This window comes from Methylorubrum sp. Q1 (assembly GCF_004683995.1).
Lineage (GTDB): Bacteria > Pseudomonadota > Alphaproteobacteria > Rhizobiales > Beijerinckiaceae > Methylobacterium.
In genome coordinates this window covers 164,271-185,635 of sequence record NZ_SRHQ01000005.1, presented here as the reverse complement: position 1 = coordinate 185,635, position 21,365 = coordinate 164,271, and the positions used below count along the sequence as shown (strand labels likewise).

The following is a 21,365-nucleotide window of genomic DNA, read 5'->3' as shown; positions in this document are numbered from 1 at the left end:
AGGGTCTCCTTCATATGGGGCGCCGGCCAGCATTTACGAGGCCAAAGGCCGAACGGGGCCGGCGGCGATGCCCCGGTGCGCCCAGGCACATCATTTTGCAGATCGCGGTCGCATCGCGGGAACGGCAAAGGTTTCTGCCAAGTTAAGCCCCCAAATGAACAGCAACGCTCCCGCCCTCGCGGTGAGCGGTTAACACTTTCGGACAGATCATGCGCACGGGTTTGACTGTTTTCGCCGCCCTCGTCGCGGCCTCGCTCGCCACCACATCGCTCATGATGGGCGCCTCGAACGCTTTCGCCACGCAGGATGGCAGCGGCATCGTCGAGAAGACGGTGGCGGTCACGCCCGTCGAGATCGCGCCGGTTGCCACCATGCCCGCCGCCGAGACCTGCGCCCGCAAGGTCCGGGTGGTCTATTCCGGCTATGCCGCCCCGGCCGGCTGCGCGCGCTGAGCTGAAAACGGCTCAGGGGTGGGCGAGGCATCGCGCCCGCAATCCCGCCAGGATCCGCTCGAACACGTCCGGCCGGTCGAGGGCGCGGGCCAGCACCACCGCCCCCTGGATGCCGCCGACGGCCTCTTCGGCGAGCATGCCGGCCGACGCCGAGGAATGTCCCGCTCGTTCCAGCGCCTCGGCAAGGGCTTCGACCCAACGGGCGAAGTAGTCTCTGAGACGACCCGCGAAACGGTCGCGGGCATCGCTCAGGCTCAGGGCCCCGACGAGGCAGACCCGGCGGCCGGAGCGGAAATAGTCGGCGACCGTCGCAAACATCGCCGCCACGGCCGCCGCGGGGTCTTCCGCCTCCCGCAGGAGGCGGAAGACGTTGGCCTCGAACCAGCCGTCGATCTCGGCGAGCACGGCGCCTGCCATCTCCTCCTTCCCGCCGGGAAAGAAGTGGTAGAGGCTGCCCTTGCCGAGACCCGTCGCCTTCGAGATCAGCGACAGGCTCGCGCCCTCGTAGCCGTGCTCGCGAAAGACCTCCGCGAGCAGCGGCAGCACGTCGGACCGTTCGGCGACGGTACGGGCCACGCCCTACAGCCCCAGATCGCTCAAGGACGGGTGGTCGTCGGGGCGGCGGCCGAGCGGCCAGTGATACTTCCGGTCAGCTTCCGTGATCGGCAGATCGTTGATGGAGGCGATCCGGCGACGCATCAGGCCCGCCTCGTCGAACTCCCAGTTCTCGTTGCCATAGGAACGGAACCACTGGCCGCTGTCGTCGCGCCACTCATAGGCGAAGCGCACGGCGATCCGGTTGCCCTGATGCGCCCAGACTTCCTTGATCAACCGGTACTCCAACTCACGCGCCCACTTGCGGCGCAGGAACGCGGCGATTTCCTCGCGCCCCTTCACGAACTCCGCGCGGTTCCGCCAGACGCTATCGGTCGTGTAGGCGAGGGCGACGCGCTCCGGGTCGCGGCTGTTCCAGGCGTCCTCCGCCATGCGCGCCTTCTGCGCAGCGGTCTCGTCGGTGAAGGGCGGAAGCGGGGGGCGCGACATGGCGGGACCTCTCTGTACCTATCGGTCAACTGCAGACCGATCGGTACAGAAACTCGCTCAAGCCGGCAAGTGCGATTCTGTCGATGAATTTATGAAAGTCGTCCGCTTGGTGCATAACGTATGCAAGCCGTTCAGGCTCGCGCAGGAACTTTCTAATTTTCTATACGCAAAACCCAATAAGCACACATCCAACAGTAAGGTGAAAAGCAATAACTAAAACTAGCGATGTTGGCGCGTAGGCGACAGCAATCAATATCCTTACGACCACGGATTTGATTGGCAGAATCAGACACCCGACCGTCCCAATAAATACTGGTGTGTAAACTAAATAAAATTGGATATCATTGATGAAACCATAATTGATAAGAAAGTATACAAAAAGTGAAACCCAGATTGGCGACAAAATGATCCCGATCACATAGATAAATTTAAAAATGGGCCGCCTAGACCCAACGCTCATCCATTCGGCAATCCGGTCAACAGGTGATGCGGGCACTGATTTATTCCTACCCGACGTCCTTTCGGACACGTCGTCGCAATAATTCAATGAAATTATCAATGCATACTGTCGATCGCTTCTGAAGACCTGCATGAAACTATATGCACGAAGTGTAAGAAATTCCTAGATTGCTATAGTCCCAATCGCGCCCAGGCGGCCCGCTCCTCCACCGCCGCGATCAGCGCATCGGGGAGTCCGGCGGCCGTCTGGCCCGGACCGGCGCGGCGGAGCAGGCGGGCGAGCCAGGAACCGCGATTCTCGGCCACGAGCCGCAGATCGACCTTCTCGCCGTAGCGGGCGCGCAGGGTGCCGCGCAGGTCGCCGAGCGCATCGACGAGGCCGAGATCGAGCGCCTGCCGCCCGGTCCAGACAGCACCGGTGAACAGATCGCGGCTGGCGTCGAGCATCGGCCGGCGCTCGCGTACGAGGCCGGAGAACAGGGCCTGCACGTCGGCCTGGATCTCCTTCAGCCGGGCGATGTCCTGCGGGTTTTCCGGGCGGAACGGGTCGAGCATCGCCTTGGCCTCGCCCTGGGTGTGGACGCGGCGCTCGATGCCGATGCGCTCGATCATCCGGTCGAAACCGAAACCGGCCGAGACCACGCCGATGGAGCCGACGAGCGAGGCGGGATCGGCGACGATCTCGTCGGCGGCGCAGGCGATCATGTAGCCGCCGGAGGCCGCGGCATCCTCCACAAAGGCGAAGACCTTGATCTCCTTCTCCGCCGCCAGCGCCCGGATGCGCCGGTAGATCAGGTGTGACTGCACCGGCGATCCGCCGGGAGAGTTGATGACGAGCGCCACCGCCGACAGGCCCGGCATGGTGAAGGCACGCTCCAGGCTCGGCGCCACCGTGCCGATGGAAAGGCCCGGCCGGATCGGCGAGACGGCACCGATCGCCCCGCTCAGGCGCACCACGGCGACCCGCGCCGGGGTCTCACGGAAGCGGCGGGGCAGGAGGCGGCGCATCCAGGTCGGGATGGTCAGCGGCATGGCGGCCTTATTTTTCAGAACGCGCAGGTGCGCAGCTTCCTAAAACGCATTCCGACGAAGGGGTCACCGGCTCATCGAAAGAATGCACGTCAAAACAAGGGGCCGGAGACACCGACCCGATGCAATGGGGTCGGATACGGCTCCATGGGGCAGGTTCGTTCTCCGTTAGCAGGACGCCGCCGGCCGATCCATTGCGGCGGGCGCCCGCTTCGGCCGCGATCCGGCCTCACGGCGCCGGCCAGGGGTCACCTCGATGCAGCGCCTCGGCTTCCGGCGTGAAGCGCCCGGCCTCGTCCTGAAGCACCAGGGGCGGCAGCAGGCGAAACGGGGCGCGGCTGCCCTTCACCGCCGCGATCAGCACGCGGATCGCCGGTCGATCGGCCCGCCCATGAATTGGGCGGACGGCGCAATCGCCGAAGCGCCCGCGCAGGGCGTCGAGGCAGGCGGGCAGGGCATCCGCCCGGTGAATCAGGCCGAGCCGTCCGCCGGGGCGCAGCAGGTCGGCGCAGGTTCTCAGCCACAGATCGAGTCCGCCAGCCACGAAGCTGTGTGCCGAGGCTTTTTGCGGGACGGGGGAGGGGCGGTGTGCGCCCTCCTCGAAGAAGGGTGGGTTGGTCAGCACGATGTCGGCGCTGTCCGGCTCCAGGCCCGCCGCCCGGCGCTGCGCCCCCGGCGCGAGGATATCCGCCTCGATCACCGCGACACGCGCGTCGAGCCCGTTCGCCGAGGCATTTTGCCGGGCGAGGGCGACGAGTTCGGGATCTCGCTCGACCAGCACCACGCGGCCCGCCTCGGAGAGAAATGCTGCTGCCAGCCCGACCGCGCCGGTCGCCGCGCCGAGGTCGTAGAGCGTGGCGCCCGGCGCGGGAGCCAGAAGGCGGGCGAGCAGCACCGCGTCCGTGCCGGCGCGGTGGGCGCCGCGGGGCGGCTGGCGCAGCCTCAGGCGACCGCCGAGGAAGGCATCCGGCTCGGCGCTCACGAGTGGCTCACTCAGGGCGCGTCGCGCAGTTCGGCGGACAAGCCGGCATCGATCAGGATGCGGCGGGCCTGCGGCGCATGGTCGTCGGGCACCAGCAGGCGCCGGCCGAACATGCCGATCGATCCTTCCAGCGCGCTCATATGCTCGTCGGCGACGAAGAGCGGGACGCCCGCCTCTTCCAAAAGCGAACGCGCGAAGCCGATCAGGACGATGTCGTTGCTGCGGATCAGTTCCTTCACGGCATCGTCATCCTTTGCCGAAACCCCGCGGGGGGATCGCGCGGCCTCCCGGCTCGTAACATTGTCCACGCCCTGGCGCAGCCGTGCAGCCGTGCGGCACGACCGCGTGTTGCCCTGCCGCCGGCCCCGTGCGACAGGGGCAGCCGCGGGGCAGGGGTTCCGGCAGGATGCCGGTCGAGAGTTTTTCCGGAGGCATCGCGCTTTGGGCGTCGTCGTTACCCTCGATGAAGGCCGCTCCGATCCGGAGGCCAGCCTCACCGATCTCGTGAGCCTCGTCGCGGCCGGGATGGAGCGGGTGAACGCGACCATCCTGTCGCGCACCGGCTCCGATGTGGCGATGATCCCCGAGGTCGCCAACCACCTGATCGCGTCCGGCGGCAAGCGCCTGCGCCCGATCCTGACGCTCGCCTGCGCCGACCTGTGCCGCTACGGCAGCGGTGACGGCGCGGTGAAGCTCGCCGCCGCGGTCGAGTTCATGCACACCGCGACCCTCCTGCACGACGATGTGGTGGACGAGAGCGACATGCGCCGCGGGCGCGTCGCCGCCCGCATCAAGTGGGGCAACGAGGCGAGCGTGCTCGTCGGCGACTTCCTGCTCGGCCAAGCCTTCCGCATGATGGTCGAGGTCGGGAGCCTGCGCGCTCTCGACATCCTGTCGGCGGCGGCGACCGTCATCGCCGAGGGCGAGGTGATGCAGCTCACCGCCGCCAAGAACATCGAGACGAGCGAGGACGCGTATCTCGCCGTGATCCGCGGCAAGACCGCGGAGCTGTTCGCGGCGGCCTGCGAAGTCGGCCCGGTGCTTGCCGGACGGCCGGAATCCGAGCAGGCGGCCTGCCGCGCCTACGGCATGAACCTTGGCATCGCGTTCCAGCTCATCGACGATGTGCTCGATTACGGCGGCACCAGCGCGGCCCTCGGCAAGAATGTCGGCGACGATTTCCGCGAGGGCAAGATCACCCTGCCGATCGTGCTGGCGCTCCGCCGCGGATCGGACGAGGAGCGTGCCTTCTGGCGCCGCACCCTCGAACGCGAGGATCGGGCGGAGGGCGATCTCCAGCAGGCCCTCGGCATCCTGAGCCACCATCGCGCCCTGGACGACACGATCGCGCGGGCGCGCCACTACGGCGATCAGGCCCGCGCGGCGCTGGAGCCGTTCCCGCAGGGACCGATGAAGGCCGCCCTGCTGCAGGTGGTCGATTTCTGCATCGCCCGGGCGCACTGAGCGCCCGTAGCCGACGGATCAGGCGAGCCGCGTCGGCTCGACCCACCAATCCGGCCGCGCCGCGCGGATCGCTCCGGCCGCCGCTTCCGCCGCCCCGTCGTCGGAAAAAATCGCGAACACGGTGGCACCGGAGCCCGACATCCGCGCAAGCCGGCACCCGGCCCGAGCCCGCAGCAAAGCCAGGGCCTCGCCGATCACCGGGGCGACGCTAAGGGCCGGCGCTTCGAGATCGTTGCGGGCCGGCGCGATGGCGCCGAGCACGGCGTCCGCATCGAGACCAGACCGGACGACCGGATGCTCCGCCCCGTCGAGCCGCTGACCGACCGCGAGGCCGAGCGCCTTGAAGACCGGCGCGGTCGCGACCGGCACGCCGGGATTGACCAGCACCGCCGGCAGCGATGCGAGGCCGAGCACCGGCCCGATCTCCTCACCCGCGCCGCGCATCATCCGCGCCCGCGGATCGAGGCAGACCGGCACGTCGGCGCCGGTCGCCCGTGCCGCGGCGATCACGGCCGGGTGGTCGAGGGAGAGCCCATTCGACTCCGCGAGCAACCGCAGAGCGGCGGCGGCATCCGACGATCCGCCGCCGATCCCGGCCGCGACGGGGAGTTGCTTGTGGAGGCGGAACGCACCGAGCCTCAGGCCGTCCACGCCCGCGGCGAGGTGGCGGGCGGCGCGCAGGACGAGGTTGTCGTCGAGCGGTCCGGCCGGCCCGGCGGTGGGGCCGGAGATATCCAGCGACAGATCAGGACCCGGCACCAGCTCCAGCGTGTCGGCCACATCGGCGAAGGCCACGAGGCTCTCCAGCGCATGGTAGCCGTCGCCGGGCCGGCGGCCGAGGATGTGCAGGGTCAGGTTGATCTTGGCCGGAGCGCGGGTGGTGAGGACGGACACAGGAGCTCTCGGCCGATGAGGCGGGGGACGGGCACTGCCATAGGGTGAGCCTTCCCGACGAGCAAGGCGGTTGGCACCGGCCCGCAGCAGCCGACGGGCTGACGGTCGCGCGCCCGTCTTTCGGGGCGATGCTCTAGAAATCGCATTGGATGCGCATGCGGATCTGACCTGCATCGTGGCGACTGGCCGTCACGAACGGCAGACCGTTCACGAGGATCGGGTAGGTCGCATCCGGAACGCGCCCGCTCTGGACCGAAGTACCGATATACGTGCCCTCAATGCCGATCTCGAGGTCCCGGACCGGCGACCAGATCAGACTCACGCCGGCGATCACCTGATCCGTGTCGCGAAGCACGGGACTAAGGCTGAAGGCAACCGGGTTGGCGAAAGCATTGGGCGGGGCGGCGTTGCCAACCAAATCATTCAGCATGCTGAAGTTTTCGCGCGTTCCGCGCTTGTAGTCGAGCGCACCGTAGCTGGCGAAGAAGGCCGAGCGCCATTCCGGCGACCAGTAATGGAGAAAGGAGCTGACCACGGTGAAGCTCGTCGACAAATCGAGCTTGCCGGTCATCGGGTTGACCACGGCATCCGAGACGAATTGCTGGACGGAAGCACCCTGAATCGGGGTCAGATTGCTTGCGTAGCTGCCCGAGAAAAACGTGAACCCGGTGTAGTTCATGGCTCCCTCGGCATAGGCCGCCTGAAGGTAGATGCCATCGCCCGGTGCGATCATCGGCAGGTTCAGCTTGACGCCGGCTTGCACCGCCCAGCCGTAATCCGTCTGCGCGCCGGACGTGACACCCCGCGCCGCCAGGAGTGCGGCCGCCGTTTCGGTCGCGATGGTGGTGCCGGCCGGGCCGAGCGCCGGGGTGGCGATGAAGCCGCCCACATTGATGTTCGCGACGGCGGAGGAGAGATGGGCGGAGCCCCAGCTGTCATCGTAGTGCAGCGCCGCCACGAAGTCGGGCATGCGGGCACGCTGCACGGCGTCGAGGAAGGCGACGCCCGTGGCGTTGAAGCCAGAATCGATTGCCAGGATCACGGGTGTCGGTGCCGACGTCGGCACGACGAACTGCGAGGGCGCACCGAGCGGGGCGGCATCGGCCGCGACGGAGGCCGCATAGACCGGCTGCTTCCGAAAAAAGGGGTCTTCCATCGACAGGCTCAGGCTCAGGCCGCCGATCCTCGACGTATAGGCAAGCAGGTTGGTCGAAGAGAGATTGGATCCGGTCGTGAGGCCGCTCATCTCATAATCGTGCGCGTAGAAATCGAAGAAGGAGGCAGCGTGGCCAGCGGTAATGCCGGCAAACTGGACGAAGGCCTTTTCGACGACGAAAAAATTCTGGACGCGGCCGAACGTATCCTGACCGAGGGCCGGGAAGGCATTGCCGATGCGCTGCTGCGTACCGGTGGACTGGAGGATGCCGGTGCGGCTCGCGGCTTCGACGCGGAGAAAGGCCCGTAAGAGGCCGTAATCGGTTTGGCTGCGGGCATCGAGATTGAGACGCATCATCCCGCGCGCCTGGGATAGGTCCCCCTGGCTCTGCGTACGGTTGCGGTTCGGAACGAAACCTGCCTCGTAGCGCGCCCGGCCGGAGAAGCGGACGCACGTCTCCGTACCGGGAATGAAGAAGAATCCGGCACCGTAGGCGTTGCAGGCGCGCACGTCGTCGACCGGCCTGCTGTTCCCACGGGGGTAATCCGCCGCGTGTCCGGCAGGGCCGGCGAGGAGACTGGCGCAGCAGGCCAGCAGGCCCGATTTCAACCGCGACATCGACACTCCTCTTCCGGCCACACGCGCCGGTTGGTTTGCTGATGTCGTGGCTACTACAAGTCTTGTGCCGCTCAGATCGGTGCCGACTCGCGAAACTCGACCGGCCGCACGCTCCGCGCGGCGACATGTGTCATGTGTAGGCTGCCGACCGCGATCTCGATTCGATCGAACGGTGATGAAGAGCCAAAACGTATCCCGGTCGGAATCGAGATCGGACCAAGAGAGCGACATCCAAATAATGAGAGCGCGAATGGATCAGTATACGCATACTATATGGCATAAAAATTATAATTAAAGTATTTAAGATTGTAGAAAAACTCAATTTTATCGAATTTACAGACCAAAATCACCAATCAATTTAAAATAAATTTCCGAATAAGAAATTAACCAATCTATAATAAAAATAGCGGCCAATTGCGCCGAAAAATACTCTCGGCCGCGAATGAATTGTCGAGCATTCTCTGATAATACCCGAGTCGTCGAAATACGGCAGGATCAAACCAATACATCCGCCTCGAGCCCCATGTCGCGCCGATGCAACAACTGATAATGGACAGCGACAGACATGGGCCTCGAACGGCGGACGCGGACGCAGAGGCACCCGAGATCCGGCCGGCGATGCCAACCTTTGCAGCAGAACCCGGCTACCGGCTCGGGCAGGAGGCACGCCCTGGGGCACCCACCCGAGCGGTGACGGCCCGCCCTCTCGAACAGACAATGCGCCACGAAACGCCCGCCCGTCGTCTCGGACCCGACGTCCCGGACGACGCATGGACATCATGGGAGTGTACCGCCCGCGGATTGTGAGACACCGATGTGAAGCCTACGCGGCGATGGCCGCGGGTGGAAGCTGCGCGGCGCGGATTGCAGCCGGTGGCCGGAACCCGTGTCGCTCGATCAGCCACGTCTCATTGTAGAGATCCCGGAACGCCAGTAGCGCGTGGCGCAGATCCTCGACCGTCTCGAAGTACTCGACCCACAGCAGGTTCTCTTTGAGGGTGCGGATGAAGCGCTCGGCGCATCCATTCCCCTCCGGGGCGCGCACGAAGGCGGGCGAACTCGCGATGCCCAGGAACGCGAGCTCGGTCTGGAAGGCGTCCGCCATGTACTGACTGCCGTGATCGTGCCGGACGCTGAGGCCGGAGGCGATCTCGGCCGCGAAGCCACCGAAGCGCTGCCGCACGCCCTGGCGGATCGGCTCCAGCGCCTCGAAGCGCGTAGCTCGGCGGGCTGCATGGATGCCGACACATTCGGCCGAGCGATGATCGATGGCCACGAACACCGCGACCTGCCCCTCGGCCGTCCAGGTGGTGGTCAGGTCGGTGCCCCACATCGTGTCGACCCGGTCCGGGATGATGGTGCCGTCGTGGTTGCGCGGACCGCGCGGCGCACCGACCCGCGTGGGGGCCAGCAGGTCGTGGGCGCGCATCAGGCGCAGCACCCGGCGCTTGGAGGTGCGCACACCCTTCATACGCAGTCGTGCCCAGACCTTGCGGTGGCCCTCGCCATGGAAGGGGCTGCCGGTCAGGATGGCGCGGATCCGCAAAAGCAGTGCCGCATCCGGCATCGCCCCGACCGGGCCGGGCCGCCGCGCGGGATCGGGCGTGGCCTCCGAGCGGGGCGGTGAGAGATGCCGGTGGACGGTGGCGCGCGACACGCGCCAGATCCGGCACACTCGGGCCAGCCCGTAGACTTTGCCGCTGACAGGCGAGACGGTCCGGCTCATAGCCGCGACCGCCTGCGGACCAAAGGGCCGGGGCCACGCGCCTCCAGGGCGGCGACCTTGGCCTCCAACAGCTCGCGCTCCAGCAGCATCTCGCCGAGCTTGGCCTTCAGACGCCCGCTCTCCAGCGCATCCGCATCGAGGGTCCGAGTCGACAGACTGGCCTCGCCCGCCGTGAGAAAGGCGTCGCACCAGCCCGACAAGGTCGCGGCCGTCACACCCAGGCCGCGTGAGACGCTCTCAAGGTCCTCACCACGCAGAAGCCGCAGCACCGCGTCCCGCTTGCGCTGCCGGGACATGCGCCCACCCCGGCCAGGTCCGACCGTGCCGGAAATCGTTCCCGTGTTCGTCGTCATCGTCCTCACCCCTGAGGCGGAAACCGTCCGCTAACGGGGTGTCTCAAGCAACCGTGGGGCGGAGGAGGAGCCAAGAGCGTCGGTCGATCCGCTCTTTGCGCCATCACAGACGCGAACGCGCCGAACGAAGCGGCGCTCAGGATGAGCGGCGCCGAGCCCCGCCATGACCGTCAGCGGCCTCGCCACTCGACGGACTTCGAGCGCGACATCGTGCAGGGGAGGGGGGACGAGCCGCCCCTCACTTGCCCGGCTTCTTGTCCGCGGCGCCCGGCGGCTCGCTCGGGGCGGGGGCGCCCTTCGGCAATTCCGGGTTCTCCGCGTTGTGCGGCGCCGCCACCGGAGCGGGCACAGTCTGCGCCGGCTCCTGCGCGGGCGGGTTCTCGGCGGTGGCGGTCGGCTTGTCCGGCTCGGGCAGGCCGTCCTTCAGCTTGGCGTTGATCTTGGCGAGCTCGTCGGGCTCGGGGTTCAGGTCCTTGGCGTGCTGCCACTGGAACTTGCCCTCGAGTCGCCGGCCGGTGCGCCAATAGGCGTCGCCGAGGTGATCGTTGATGGTCGGGTCACCCGGCTTCAGCTCGACCGCCTTCTCCAACTCGCGCACCGCGTCGTCCCAGCGGCCGAGGCGGAAATAGGCCCAGCCGAGGCTGTCGATGATCATGCCGTCGCGCGGGGAGAGATCGACGGCCTGCTTCAGCATGGTGAAGCTGTCGTCGATGTTCATATTCCGATCGACCCAGGAATAGGCGAGGTAGTTGAGAACCTGCGCCTTGGCGTTCGGCTGGGTCGGCGGAACGAGGCTGAGCGCCTTCTTGAGGTCGGCCTCGGCCTTCTGCCACTCGCCGGCCCGCTCGTGGGCCGTGCCGCGGAAGTAGAACAACGTCCAGTTGTTGGCCTCACGGCCGGGCTCGATCAGGTTGATCGCGCGGGTATAGGTCTCGGTCGCCTCGGTGAACTTTTTCCGCGCGCGCTGCACGTTGCCCAGCGCCGAGATGACGTCGACGTTGTCGGGGTTCGCCTTGAGGACCGTGTCGAGGTGCTGGAGCGCCTCGTCACCCCGGCCCAACTGCTCGAGGTTGAGACCGATCTGAATGTCGGCATTGAGCTTGAGCGGCGAGGAGGCCGGGATCTGCGCATAGGCCTCGTTCGAGCGCTCGACTTGCTTCATGCGGTCGAGGGCGTCGGCCAGCGTCAGCCGACCCACGGCGTGGTCGGGGGCGAGGTAGAGCGCGAGCCGCAGATAGACCACCGCCGGAAGCTCGTCGCCCTGCGTCGAGCCGGCCGAGCCGAGCCCGTACAGCACTTCCGCCGCGCCCTCCTGAGCCGAGGCGATCAGGGGGGTGAGGGGCTTGCCGGCCTTGAGCTTGTCGAGGGCGTCCACCACGAGGGGGTGGCGCGGCATCACCTTCTCGAACTCGCTGTAGGCGTCGATGGCGAGATCGGTGCGGCCGATGCCGGCCTCGAAGCGGGCATAGCCGTCGACGATGCGCAGGGTGTTGTGGTCGGCGTCGTAGGCCGCCTTCAGCTTGCGCTCGGCCTCCGCCCGGTCACCGATGACCGAGGCGATCAACCCGGCATGGTAGTCGCGGAAGACGTTGAAGTAGCGCTCGCCGCGCAGGCGGTTCAGCGTCTCGTAGGCGCGTTTGCCGTCGCCCGCGCCGGCATAGGCCCAGGCGGTCAGCAGCGTCCCGGTGAGGTCGGCGGCCGCGCCCCGGCCGCTCCGGCCGAAGCTCTGGCGGGCGGGGCCGTACTGGCCGGCCTTGAGCTGGCGCACGCCGAGGGCGAGCTGGGCGAGGCCGTTCGAGCTTTCGCGGGTGGCGAGCCGCTCGGCGGCGCGGAAGGCGTCGGTCATGGCGCCGTCGGCCAGCAGCGACACGAAGGCGCGCTCCAGCAGCTCGGCGTTGCGCGGATCGCCCTTCACCGCCTCGCGGTAGTAGCTCGCGGCGGCAGCCGTGTCCTTCGAGGCACCGGCGATGTAGGCGGAGAGGAAGTTGCCCTCGAGCGACTCCGCCGGCTCGTACTCGGAGAGCGGCGAGGATTCCCGCGGCTGCATGGCCGCGGCCGGCAGGGTGCCGAGACCGGTCGAAGCAAGCAGCAGGGTGAGCGCGGTGGCGCTCCGGCGGGCGGCGTATCCGAACATGGGCACCAGTCACGGCTCCTTCGCGGGCCCGACGGACGGAGCTTCCTCCGGCCGGTCCCGGTTTGGCGGGGGACACTGTACTCTTCCCGCCATGTCCGCAAGGCGAAAGGATGGCGCGGGGGAGGGGCTCGTTCAGGTGCCGTCGCCGAGCTCGGCGCGGGCATCCTCCACGAGTTGGGCGAGGCCGGCATCGACCTCCTCGCCGAGAAGCGCCCGCTCGGCGGCGGTCAGGTCCTTGGCCCAGGCGCCGCTGCCGAAACCCTCGCGGCATCGCACGCGCTCGGCCTCGATGAAGGCTCGGGTTTCCTCGGGCCGCTCGCGCATCGCGTGCATGAAACCGAACCATGCCGTGCGCTCCACCACCGCGAGGCGGGCCCGCAGGCCCACCGCGACGGCGCGCGCCGGATCGACCGTATCATCCTCTGTCATCAGTGCCTCCCAAAGCCTTGCCCCGCAGGGTCGTTGCCGTCCGTCGGAAGAAGCGTGCGCGGAAACGAAACCTATCGCGGCTTCCGCTGTTCGCAGCGCGTCTTCACGTAGGTGTCGGCGCCCGAGCCATGGCCCGCGCTCGCGGCCAGGACGGGGCCCTGGATCAGGCATTCCTGAAGTGTGTGGGCCGGACCGATGATCACGTCCAGAGCGGTTTCCCGCGAGCAATCGGGCATCGAAACGCTGGACGCACAGATCAAAGCGACGACGAGGATGGAATTCATGGGGGCCGGCCTCCCTGCCGGGGATGTTCTTAGCGTGATCGGAACGCGCGACGCTCCGGCGGATCTTTGGGCGGATCTTTGCGACCGGCGGGTCGGCGTCGAACGCGCGGCCCGCCGGTCGAAACCGGAGAACACCCCGAAAAGCTGCCCCGAGCCGATGCGTCACAGCAGCCCGGTCGCGTTCGACCGGGCGGGATGTCCGCACCCCGATCCGGCCGGCTGCCCGTCCCCAGTCGTTCCAGCCCATACGTCACGATCGGCAGCGCGGCTGCAGACCCCGCCGAGCCATTGACCGTTCAGGTGTTTCCCGCACCGAAAAAAGGCTGCCCCAAAAAAGTCGCAAGAGGGTCCTGTCTTCGCGGGGATCGAACAAGTCGTGACCGGCGTCGCAATAGGGAGGCGGCAATGTCTTTCGATATCGTTCTGACGCAATCCGCGCAGGAGATCGCCGAGAGAAGCGGTGTTCTCCCCGCTCTCGAAGAACGGACGCGGGGCGAAATCGCAGAACTACCCGGCGAAGGGCTCGAAGAACTCGAACGACGCCTGTTCCATGCTTTCGCGCTCGATGACGGAACGGCGGTGATCTGCTCGTTGACGGCCGATGGCGCCGTGCGGATCGATGCCTGCGAGGCCGAGGCGGCGTGATCTTTCTCGCGGAACCGTGAAGGGCAGGCCCGGATTGCTCCTCCCGCTTGGAGTGCCTCACGAAACGCGCGCCATCGGCCGTCTTGCGACGGTTCGGGGCGAACGGATCGCGCGCGGCACAGCCCCACGCCTATCGAGGAGGAGACATGTCCCAGGAGACCGTCGGCGTCGAAGCCGACTTCACGAGCCGTGAAGCGGCCCACGCCGCCAAGGACCGCCTCGTGCGGGCGGGGTTCGCTCGCAACAGCATCGATATCGACCGTGAGGGCGACATCTACATCGTCCACCTGCCGACGCGGGAGGCGAACCGGCAACGGGCCGCGCGCATCCTACGGGGCCGCGCCGTGATCGAAAGTGCCAAGAGCACCGGATGGGCTGCCGCCGACACGCTCGGCAGCAACCGCCTGCTCACCCTCGGCCTCGCGGCGCTCGTGGGCTTTGCGATCTACGGGATGACGAACCGGCGCTGACCCGCGCTGAGAGACTCTCCGCGGGACCGTCGATGGGTTCGGCGGGGAGCCTATCGCGTCTCGAAGAAGCGGTTGCCGGGCCGTTCCAAGCCAAGATGGTCGCGCAGGGTCGTTCCCTCGTATTCCGCTCTGAACAGGCCGCGCCGCTGGAGTTCGGGCACGACCCCCGCGCAGAAGTCGTCGAGCCCTTCCGGCACGAACGGGAACATGACGTTGAAGCCGTCGCAGGCTTGCGCCCCCAGCCATTCCCCCATCCGGTCGGCGATCTGCTCCGGCGTACCGATAAAGGTGAGCCCGCCATAGCCGCCGACGCGGCGGGCGAGTTCGCGCACGCTCGCCCCCGTTCGGCGGGCATAGTCCACGATCTGCGCCTGCCCGCTCTTGCTGGCATTCGATTCCGGGATTTCGGGGAGCGGCGCATCGAGATCGAAGCCGCTGACATCCGTGCCGAGACGAACCGAGAGGTTGGCGAGCCCGCTCTCGACCGGTACCAGCGCGTCGAGCCGCGCCTTCTTCTCCCTCGCCTCCGCCTCCGTGCCGCCGACCACGACGAAGGCGCCGGGCAGGATCTTGAGGGCGTCGCGGGACCGGCCGGCCGCCGCCATCCGGCCTTTCACGTCGGCGTAGAATGTCTGGCCCGCCTCCAGCGACGAGGCGGAGCCGAACACCATTTCGGCGGTCTCCGCCGCGATCTGGCGCCCGGCCTCGGAGGCGCCGGCCTGCACGATCACCGGCCAGCCCTGCACCGGCCGCGCGACGTTGAGCGGCCCCTTCACCTTCAGGAATTCGCCCTGATGATTCAGGGTGCGGAGTTTTTCGGGATCGAAGAACAGCCCCTGCTCGACATCGCGGATGAAGGCGTCGTCGGCCCAGGAATCCCACAGCCCGGTGACGACTTCGAAAAACTCGCGGGCGCGGGCATAGCGGGTGGCGTGGTCGAGATGCGCGTCGCGGCCGAAGTTCAGCGCCTCGTCCGGGTTGCCGGAGGTGACGAGGTTCCAGCCGGCGCGTCCCTTCGAGATATGATCGAGCGAGGCGAACTTGCGGGCCACATGGTAGGGCTCGTTGTAGGTGGTGGAGGCGGTGGCGATCAGCCCGATCCGCTCGGTCACCATGGCCAGCGCCGGCAGCAGCGTCAGCGGGTCGAAGGAGGTGACGGTGGCCGAGCGCTTCAGCGCCTCCATCGGCATGTTCATCACCGCCAGATGGTCGGCCATGAAGAAGGCGTCGAACTTGGCCGCCTCCAAGGTGCGGGCGAAGCGCACGAGGTGGTCGAGGTTGAAGTTCGCGTCCGGAAAGCCGCCGGGATAGCGCCACCACGCGGTGTGGATGCCGATCGGGCGCATGAATGCGCCGAGATGAAGTTGTTTTCGAGGTTCGCTCAACGGGGTCCTCCAGCCGCATCAATCCTTCGGTGCCGCCGATATGGTGCGCCGCCTCGGTCCGGCATCACCGCTCATGAGCGCCGGCCGTGAGGATGCCACCGCCCGAGAGCATCGTCCTGGATACCTGATCCAGGACGATGCTCTAGGCTCTTGTTTTTGCATCATCTTTTTTCCGAAAGCCGGCAACCGCCTTTCGAGACGATGCTCTAGGATTGCACGCACCGCCTCCGTAAGGTTCGGGCCGCACGGCAGATATCGAGGGAAGCGAGCATGGCTGGAGCGAACGTCACGCAGGATGTGCCCTATCGCGCCGTCAACGGCTGGGTGGCGCTCTTCATCGCCATCCCCTGCCTCGTGCTGGCGGCCCTGACCTTCCTCGGCGGCGGCGTGCTGGTGCTCGGCCGCGGCAGCGTCGGCCCCGCATTCCTGCTGGTCTCGGTGGTGGCGCTCGTGATCGGGATCGTGCTGCTGGCCGGGCTCATCACCCTCAAGCCGCGGCAGGCCGCGGTGCTGACCCTGTTCGGGCGCTATCACGGCACCATCGCCCGCGACGGCTTCTGGTGGCGCAACCCGCTGACCGCGGTGGCCAAGGTTTCGCTCGCGACCGAGGCGCAGGAGACCAAGATCATCACGGTCAACGACCTGATGGGCAATCCGATCACCATCGCGGCCGCTGCGATCTGGCGGGTGCAGGATGCCGCGCGCGCCACCTTCGACGTCGGCAGCTACCACGACTTCGTCTCGCTGCAGGCGGAAGCGGCCCTGCGCAACATCGCCTCGACCCGGCCCTACGACCACGAGGAGGCGGAAAATGTCGGCGACGAGGCGGGCGATGCCAAGCGCCGGCTCGCGGAGAAGGCCACCCGCGTCGCCTCGCTCCGGGCCGACCGCGACGCGATCCATGCCGACCTGATCACGGAACTGGGCCAGCGCGTCGCGGTGGCGGGCGTGGTGGTGGAGGACGTGCGGATCACCCATCTCGCCTATGCACCGGAGATCGCGGGTGCGATGCTCAAGCGCCAACAGGCTGGCGCCATCATCGCGGCCCGCCGCCAGATCGTGGAGGGCGCGGTCGCCATCGTGCGCGACACGATCCGCCGCCTGGAACAGCCGGAGGACGGCCATGCCGGCATCCTCTTCGACGATCAGGGCCGCGCCAGCATGGCGCAGAACATGCTCATCATGATCGTGGGCGATCGCGAGGCGACGCCGGTGGTGAGCGTGGGGACGAAGCCGTAAGGCCGCTACGGACCGATCCGGCGCCTGAGATTGAGCGCATCGGCGAATCGGGCCTGCTGTTCAAGTATCTCCAAAATGAGAATTTGTAAAACCCATTCGCGTGAGGGGTGAGATGCGCCGGATCGGCATTTCACCTTCACCAGACCTGTCGTTAGTGCAGATGCCCCGGTCCCCGCAGCAGGCGGCGACCTTGCTCGGAGGAATCGGCAGGATGGGGCAGGACGGCGCAATCCTTCGTCATTTCAGGCTCGACGCGATCCGGCTGCTCCGGCCGGTCTGGCCGCTGGTGAGCGTGGCGACAGCGCTCGGGGCGGTCGGCGGCCTCGCCACCGCAGCGGCTCTGGCCAAGATCAACGAGGCCTTCCACGGCGAGGGCGCGCTCGCCGACGGCGTCTTTCTGGCGTTTGCCGGCTTCGCGGCCCTGAGCATTCTCGGCACCTTTGCGGCCAGCCTCGGCAACACCTACGCGGGCGGGCGCATCCAGGCGGCGCTCAGCCGCGACCTCACTGACAAGATCCTGACTGCGCCGATCGAGCGGATCGAGCGAGTCGGCAAGCACAAGCTGCTCGCCTCGCTCCAGGGCGACGTGACGACCATCTCCACGGCCATCGCGTTCCTCTCGCCGATCGTGGTCGCGAGCGGGACGCTGATCGGCTGCGGGGCCTACATGATCCTTCTGTCACCCGCCCTCTCCGCGGTGACGGCAGCGGTCCTGATCCTCGAGAGCCTCGGCGCGAACGCCCTGCGCCGGAACATGCTCCGGTACTTCGAGGAGGTCCACAAGAACCGCGAGGCGAGCCAGAAGCACTATCTCACCCTGACCGAGGCCGCGAAGGAGCTGCGCATCGGCCGCGAACGCCGGCTCCACCTCCGCGACGTCGCGCTCAAGGCCTGCATCGAGCAGGGGCGCCACCTGATGACGCGGATCGCCGTCATCCAGCAATCGCTGTCGATGCTGAACCAATCGAGCAAGTTCCTGCTCTTCGCCGGCCTCATCACCTACAAGGTTCTGGCCGGCATCAGCGGCGCCGAACTCTCCGGCTTCGTGCTCGTGCTGTTCTACATCCAGGGACCGATCTCGCAGCTCATTCATTTCGTACCGATGATGGGCGAGGCACAGATCGCTTATAGGCGCATCGCCGAGTTCGCGGCGGAGGGAACGGAGGCGGAGCCGAACCTGCTTTCCGCGCAAGCACCCGCAACGGCCCGCCGCATCCGCGAGATCGCCCTGCGCGGCGTGAGCCACGGCTTCCCGGCGGCCGGCGACAAGGCCCCCTTCACCCTCGGCCCGCTCGACCTGACGATCCGGGCCGGCGAGATCCTGTTCATCGTCGGCGAGAACGGCTCGGGCAAGACGACGCTGATCAAGCTGCTTCTCGGCCTCTACCCGCCACAAGCGGGAGAGATCCTGCTCGACGGCGTGCCGGTGACGGCGCAGACGCGCGACGCCTACCGCCAGCACTTCTCGGCGATCTTCTTCGACTACCACCTGTTCGACGACTTGATCCCCGCAGACGGCGCCGACCCTGATGCCGCCCGGCCCCTGCTGGAACGGCTCGATCTGGCCCACAAGGTCGGCATTAGCGAGGGGCGCTTCTCCACCACCGATCTCTCGACCGGCCAGCGCAAGCGCCTCGCCCTGGTCCAGGCCGTTCTCGAAGGACGCCCGGTCCTCGTGCTGGACGAGTGGGCCGCGGAACAGGATCCGACCTTCCGGCGCCGCTTCTACGAGGAGCTTCTGCCGGATCTGCGAAGCGGCGGCCGAACCCTCATCGTCATCAGCCATGACGACCGCTACTTCGGCGCCGCCGACCGGGTGCTGCACTTGGCGGAAGGGCGGATCGTGGCGATCACGGAGAGGGCGATGGCCGAACCGGCCTGACGGATCGCGGTCGAGCGGGCATCGGCGACACGCCCCGGCATCACGACGATCACGCCGCCGCCCATCGGCTTGCGTTCGTGGGAAAGGCGGAGCGGATCAGATATCCAGCTCCGTCCCGTCCGCGAACGCCGCCCGCTCGGTGATGAAGGCAAAGCGCGCCTCGGGCTTGTTGCCCATCAGGCGCTCCACCGTGTCACCCGTCGATTCCCGCGCCTCGTCGAGGATCGCGACGCGCAGCAGCGTGCGCTTCTTCGGGTCCATCGTCGTTTCCTTCAACTGCGCCGGCATCATCTCGCCGAGGCCCTTGAAGCGGCCGATCTCGACCTTGCCGTTCTTGAACACGGTCTTGATGATCCGCTCCTTGTCCGCGTCGTCGCGGGCATAGGCCGATTTCGCGCCCTGGCTGATCCGGTAGAGCGGCGGGATCGCGAGGTAGAGGTGCCCCTTGTCGATGAGCTTGGGCATCTGCCGGTAGAAGAAGGTGATGAGGAGCGAGGCGATGTGGGCGCCGTCCACGTCCGCGTCGGTCATGATGATGACCCGGTCGTAGCGGAGGTCCGCCTCGCGGAAGTTCGCGCCTGTGCCGCAGCCGAGCGCCAGCGTCAGGTCCGAGATGAGCTGGTTGGCGCCGAGCTTGTCGCGGCTGGCCGAGGCCACGTTCAGGATCTTTCCCCGAAGCGGCAGCACCGCTTGCGTCGCGCGGTCGCGAGCCTGCTTGGCGGAACCGCCGGCCGAGTCGCCCTCGACGATGAAGATCTCGGAGCCCACGGTGCCGGCGGCCGAGCAATCGGCGAGCTTGCCGGGCAGGCGCAGCTTGCGGGTGGCGCTCTTGCGGGCGACCTCCTTTTCCTGGCGGCGGCGCAGGCGCTCCTCCGCCCGGTCGATCACCCAATCGAGCAGCTTGTTGGCCTGGGCGGGCGAAGCCGCGAGCCAATGGTCGAAGGCATCGCGCACCGCCGTCTCGACGATGCGGGACGCCTCCACCGTGGCGAGCTTGTCCTTGGTCTGACCCTGGAATTCCGGCTCGCGGATGAAGACCGAAAGCATCGAGGCGCAGGTCGCCATCACGTCGTCGGTGGTCACCGCCGTCATGCGCTTGGCCTGGTTCACGCGCTCGGCATGCTCGCGCAGAGCGCGCAGCAGCGCGACGCGCAGGCCCGCCTCGTGGGTGCCACCCTCCGGCGTCGGGATCGTGTTGCAGTAGGAATGCGAGACACCGTCATCGGCGACCGTCCAGGCGACCGCCCATTCGAGCGAACCGTGCGAGCCGGGTTTCGTGATCTTCCCCGAGAAGATGGAATCGAGGACGAGCTCCTTCCCCTCGATATCGCGGGCGAGATAGTCCGAGAGCCCGCCGGGGAAGCGGTGCACGGCCTCCGCCGGCACATCCTCCAGCCCTTCGAGCAGGGCCGGGGCGCAGCGCCAGCGGATCTCGACGCCGCCGAACAGGTAGGCCTTGGAGCGGGCCATCTTGAACAGGCGGCGCGGGTCGAACCGCAGAGAGCCGAAGATCTGCGCGTCGGGATGGAAGCGCACCCGCGTGCCGCGCCGGTTCTGCACCCGCCCGACCGTCTCCAAGCTTCCCTGCGCATGGCCGCGGGAAAAGCACTGCCGGTAGAGGGTCTGGTTGCGGGCGACCTCGACCTCCAGCACGTCCGACAGCGCGTTGACGACGGAAATGCCGACGCCGTGCAGGCCGCCGGAGGTCTCGTAGACCTTCGAATCGAACTTACCGCCCGCATGCAGCGTGGTCATGATGACCTCGAGCGCGGACTTGCCCGGGAATTTCGGGTGCGGATCGACCGGAATACCCCGGCCGTTATCGGTGACGACGAGAGAGCCCGACGCTTCCAGTTCCACCTCGATGAAGCTCGCGTGGCCCGCGACCGCCTCGTCCATGGAGTTGTCGATCACCTCGGCGAAGAGGTGGTGCAGCGCCCGCTCGTCGGTGCCGCCGATATACATGCCCGGCCGGCGCCGCACCGGCTCCAGCCCCTCCAGCACCTCGATCGTCGAGGCATCGTAACCCGCCTCCGCCGTTTCCGGCACGGGCGCCGGCGACGGTGCCACGGGGGTGAGACGGCGGCGGCGCTCGGCCTCCGCGGCGGGAGGCTTGGCACCGGGCCCGAACAGGTCGCGTGCCGGATCGCTCACGCGACGGCTCCTCGAATCGGGTCGGAGACGGGCTGCATGGCTCTTCATACCCTTACTGTATCGGAACAAACAGGAAACAAAAAGCGTCCTGTCCGCTTCCGCCGGTCGCAGTACCACGATGGCCCGCCGCGTTCGAAGCCCGACGGTCCTGCCAAGCCCGGCGCGTTGTCATCACACTGATGCGGGCGGATGGTTAAGACGGTCTCACGAAGCCTGTGGTGGGCGGCAATCCTGCGGCTGAAACAAGGCAGCGAAACGTTAAGGGGGCGCGGCCCAGGATGGCGGTGGGAACAGAAGACGGTTTCCGGACGTTAACGCAACACGGTCAGCTTGACCGCGAGGGAGCCACGCCGATGACCCCCGCCGCCGCCCAAGCGCGTCACCTCTCCCTCATGCGCCTTGAACAGGCCGCGGGCCAAGCCTTCGGCTACGCCGACGAGCCCGAGCCGACCGCCTCCCGCTCGGTGATGCTGCTCTCGTCATCGGGCTTTGCCATCGCCACCGTGGCGACGGCTCTCGCGGCCACCATCACCTATCTCGTCTGATCCTGCCGCGAACGCAGCGGC

General features: G+C 67.5%; 20 protein-coding genes. 7 read left to right on the top strand and 13 right to left on the bottom strand.

Going from position 1 to position 21,365, the window contains the following annotated elements; genetic code table 11:
• The first annotated feature begins 209 nt into the window (after window positions 1-209).
• Window positions 210-452 (top strand): hypothetical protein, encoded by a 243-nt coding sequence (locus E4V01_RS07275; RefSeq protein ID WP_135297874.1) that lies wholly within the window; start codon window positions 210-212, stop codon window positions 450-452.
• A 12-nt stretch (window positions 453-464) separates the two neighbouring features.
• Here E4V01_RS07275 and E4V01_RS07270 read toward each other — a convergent pair whose 3' ends face one another.
• From E4V01_RS07270 to E4V01_RS07250, 5 genes are all read right to left on the bottom strand, one after another.
• The gene (locus E4V01_RS07270; protein ID WP_135297873.1) at window positions 465-1,028 is read right to left on the bottom strand and encodes a TetR/AcrR family transcriptional regulator; all 564 of its coding nucleotides are present in this window, start codon (window positions 1,026-1,028) and stop codon (window positions 465-467) included.
• A 3-nt stretch (window positions 1,029-1,031) separates the two neighbouring features.
• Window positions 1,032-1,496, bottom strand: coding sequence for a nuclear transport factor 2 family protein (locus E4V01_RS07265; protein ID WP_060770491.1), 465 nt, complete (start codon window positions 1,494-1,496; stop codon window positions 1,032-1,034).
• A 630-nt stretch (window positions 1,497-2,126) separates the two neighbouring features.
• The gene (locus E4V01_RS07260; protein WP_135297872.1) at window positions 2,127-2,987 is read right to left on the bottom strand and encodes a S49 family peptidase; all 861 of its coding nucleotides are present in this window, start codon (window positions 2,985-2,987) and stop codon (window positions 2,127-2,129) included.
• A 226-nt stretch (window positions 2,988-3,213) separates the two neighbouring features.
• Complete coding sequence (locus tag E4V01_RS07255) at window positions 3,214-3,966, bottom strand: tRNA1(Val) (adenine(37)-N6)-methyltransferase (protein WP_135297871.1); 753 nt, start codon at window positions 3,964-3,966, stop codon at window positions 3,214-3,216.
• Between the two features lie 11 nt (window positions 3,967-3,977).
• Window positions 3,978-4,205 (bottom strand): DUF2007 domain-containing protein, encoded by a 228-nt coding sequence (locus tag E4V01_RS07250; protein ID WP_060770495.1) that lies wholly within the window; start codon window positions 4,203-4,205, stop codon window positions 3,978-3,980.
• Between the two features lie 202 nt (window positions 4,206-4,407).
• Here E4V01_RS07250 and E4V01_RS07245 point away from each other — a divergent pair, with 202 nt between their 5' ends.
• The gene (locus E4V01_RS07245) at window positions 4,408-5,430 is read left to right on the top strand and encodes a polyprenyl synthetase family protein (protein WP_135297870.1); all 1,023 of its coding nucleotides are present in this window, start codon (window positions 4,408-4,410) and stop codon (window positions 5,428-5,430) included.
• Window positions 5,431-5,448: 18 nt separating this feature from the next.
• On the opposite strand, the gene E4V01_RS07240 is transcribed toward E4V01_RS07245, so the two are convergent.
• The 6 genes from E4V01_RS07240 to E4V01_RS07215 all read right to left on the bottom strand — a co-directional run bounded on the left by E4V01_RS07240 (window position 5,449) and on the right by E4V01_RS07215 (window position 13,024).
• On the bottom strand, window positions 5,449-6,324 hold the full coding sequence (locus E4V01_RS07240) for a 4-(cytidine 5'-diphospho)-2-C-methyl-D-erythritol kinase (RefSeq protein WP_135297869.1): 876 nt from the start codon (window positions 6,322-6,324) through the stop codon (window positions 5,449-5,451).
• A gap of 133 nt (window positions 6,325-6,457) precedes the next feature.
• Window positions 6,458-8,098: a porin gene (locus E4V01_RS07235; protein WP_135297868.1), complete on the bottom strand. Its 1,641-nt coding sequence runs from the start codon at window positions 8,096-8,098 to the stop codon at window positions 6,458-6,460.
• An 823-nt stretch (window positions 8,099-8,921) separates the two neighbouring features.
• A protein-coding gene (locus E4V01_RS07230) for an IS3 family transposase (protein ID WP_135297867.1) occupies window positions 8,922-10,177 on the bottom strand; the annotation gives its coding sequence in 2 pieces (ribosomal slippage) (window positions 8,922-9,853 and window positions 9,853-10,177; 1,257 coding nt in all).
• A gap of 238 nt (window positions 10,178-10,415) precedes the next feature.
• Window positions 10,416-12,311: a tetratricopeptide repeat protein gene (locus tag E4V01_RS07225; protein WP_135297915.1), complete on the bottom strand. Its 1,896-nt coding sequence runs from the start codon at window positions 12,309-12,311 to the stop codon at window positions 10,416-10,418.
• Between the two features lie 132 nt (window positions 12,312-12,443).
• The gene (locus E4V01_RS07220) at window positions 12,444-12,740 is read right to left on the bottom strand and encodes a hypothetical protein (RefSeq protein ID WP_060770500.1); all 297 of its coding nucleotides are present in this window, start codon (window positions 12,738-12,740) and stop codon (window positions 12,444-12,446) included.
• Window positions 12,741-12,811: 71 nt separating this feature from the next.
• Complete coding sequence (locus tag E4V01_RS07215; protein WP_060770501.1) at window positions 12,812-13,024, bottom strand: hypothetical protein; 213 nt, start codon at window positions 13,022-13,024, stop codon at window positions 12,812-12,814.
• A gap of 195 nt (window positions 13,025-13,219) precedes the next feature.
• Between E4V01_RS07215 and E4V01_RS26115 the strand changes: the two genes are divergently transcribed.
• Both E4V01_RS26115 and E4V01_RS07205 read left to right on the top strand, forming a co-directional pair.
• Window positions 13,220-13,669 (top strand): hypothetical protein, encoded by a 450-nt coding sequence (locus tag E4V01_RS26115; protein WP_245517445.1) that lies wholly within the window; start codon window positions 13,220-13,222, stop codon window positions 13,667-13,669.
• 146 nt (window positions 13,670-13,815) lie between these two features.
• Complete coding sequence (locus E4V01_RS07205) at window positions 13,816-14,139, top strand: hypothetical protein (RefSeq protein ID WP_060770503.1); 324 nt, start codon at window positions 13,816-13,818, stop codon at window positions 14,137-14,139.
• A 50-nt stretch (window positions 14,140-14,189) separates the two neighbouring features.
• On the opposite strand, the gene E4V01_RS07200 is transcribed toward E4V01_RS07205, so the two are convergent.
• Window positions 14,190-15,485: an LLM class flavin-dependent oxidoreductase gene (locus tag E4V01_RS07200; RefSeq protein WP_371688512.1), complete on the bottom strand. Its 1,296-nt coding sequence runs from the start codon at window positions 15,483-15,485 to the stop codon at window positions 14,190-14,192.
• Between the two features lie 309 nt (window positions 15,486-15,794).
• Between E4V01_RS07200 and E4V01_RS07195 the strand changes: the two genes are divergently transcribed.
• Complete coding sequence (locus E4V01_RS07195) at window positions 15,795-16,763, top strand: SPFH domain-containing protein (protein WP_135297865.1); 969 nt, start codon at window positions 15,795-15,797, stop codon at window positions 16,761-16,763.
• Window positions 16,764-16,974: 211 nt separating this feature from the next.
• A complete protein-coding gene (locus E4V01_RS07190) occupies window positions 16,975-18,645 on the top strand; it encodes a cyclic peptide export ABC transporter (RefSeq protein ID WP_135297864.1) in 1,671 nt (556 codons plus the stop codon).
• 96 nt (window positions 18,646-18,741) lie between these two features.
• Here E4V01_RS07190 and parE read toward each other — a convergent pair whose 3' ends face one another.
• A complete protein-coding gene (gene parE, locus E4V01_RS07185; RefSeq protein ID WP_060770509.1) occupies window positions 18,742-20,799 on the bottom strand; it encodes a DNA topoisomerase IV subunit B in 2,058 nt (685 codons plus the stop codon).
• Window positions 20,800-21,152: 353 nt separating this feature from the next.
• On the opposite strand from parE, the gene E4V01_RS07180 reads away from it, so the two are divergent.
• Window positions 21,153-21,344, top strand: coding sequence for a hypothetical protein (locus E4V01_RS07180; protein WP_060772301.1), 192 nt, complete (start codon window positions 21,153-21,155; stop codon window positions 21,342-21,344).
• Window positions 21,345-21,365: the final 21 nt, after the last annotated feature.

Excerpts from the sequence above, each read along its gene's own strand:
- E4V01_RS07275 (WP_135297874.1), top strand. The coding sequence starts at position 210 with ATGCGCACGGGTTTGACTGTTTTCGCCGCCCTCGTCGCGGCCTCGCTC.
- E4V01_RS07265 (WP_060770491.1), bottom strand. The coding sequence starts at position 1,496 with ATGTCGCGCCCCCCGCTTCCGCCCTTCACCGACGAGACCGCTGCGCAG.
- E4V01_RS07260 (WP_135297872.1), bottom strand. The coding sequence starts at position 2,987 with ATGCCGCTGACCATCCCGACCTGGATGCGCCGCCTCCTGCCCCGCCGC.
- E4V01_RS07235 (WP_135297868.1), bottom strand. The coding sequence starts at position 8,098 with ATGTCGCGGTTGAAATCGGGCCTGCTGGCCTGCTGCGCCAGTCTCCTC.
- E4V01_RS07225 (WP_135297915.1), bottom strand. The coding sequence starts at position 12,311 with ATGTTCGGATACGCCGCCCGCCGGAGCGCCACCGCGCTCACCCTGCTG.
- E4V01_RS07220 (WP_060770500.1), bottom strand. The coding sequence starts at position 12,740 with ATGACAGAGGATGATACGGTCGATCCGGCGCGCGCCGTCGCGGTGGGC.
- E4V01_RS07215 (WP_060770501.1), bottom strand. The coding sequence starts at position 13,024 with ATGAATTCCATCCTCGTCGTCGCTTTGATCTGTGCGTCCAGCGTTTCG.
- E4V01_RS26115 (WP_245517445.1), top strand. The coding sequence starts at position 13,220 with ATGTCCGCACCCCGATCCGGCCGGCTGCCCGTCCCCAGTCGTTCCAGC.
- E4V01_RS07205 (WP_060770503.1), top strand. The coding sequence starts at position 13,816 with ATGTCCCAGGAGACCGTCGGCGTCGAAGCCGACTTCACGAGCCGTGAA.
- E4V01_RS07200 (WP_371688512.1), bottom strand. The coding sequence starts at position 15,485 with ATGCGCCCGATCGGCATCCACACCGCGTGGTGGCGCTATCCCGGCGGC.
- E4V01_RS07195 (WP_135297865.1), top strand. The coding sequence starts at position 15,795 with ATGGCTGGAGCGAACGTCACGCAGGATGTGCCCTATCGCGCCGTCAAC.
- E4V01_RS07190 (WP_135297864.1), top strand. The coding sequence starts at position 16,975 with ATGGGGCAGGACGGCGCAATCCTTCGTCATTTCAGGCTCGACGCGATC.
- E4V01_RS07180 (WP_060772301.1), top strand. The coding sequence starts at position 21,153 with ATGACCCCCGCCGCCGCCCAAGCGCGTCACCTCTCCCTCATGCGCCTT.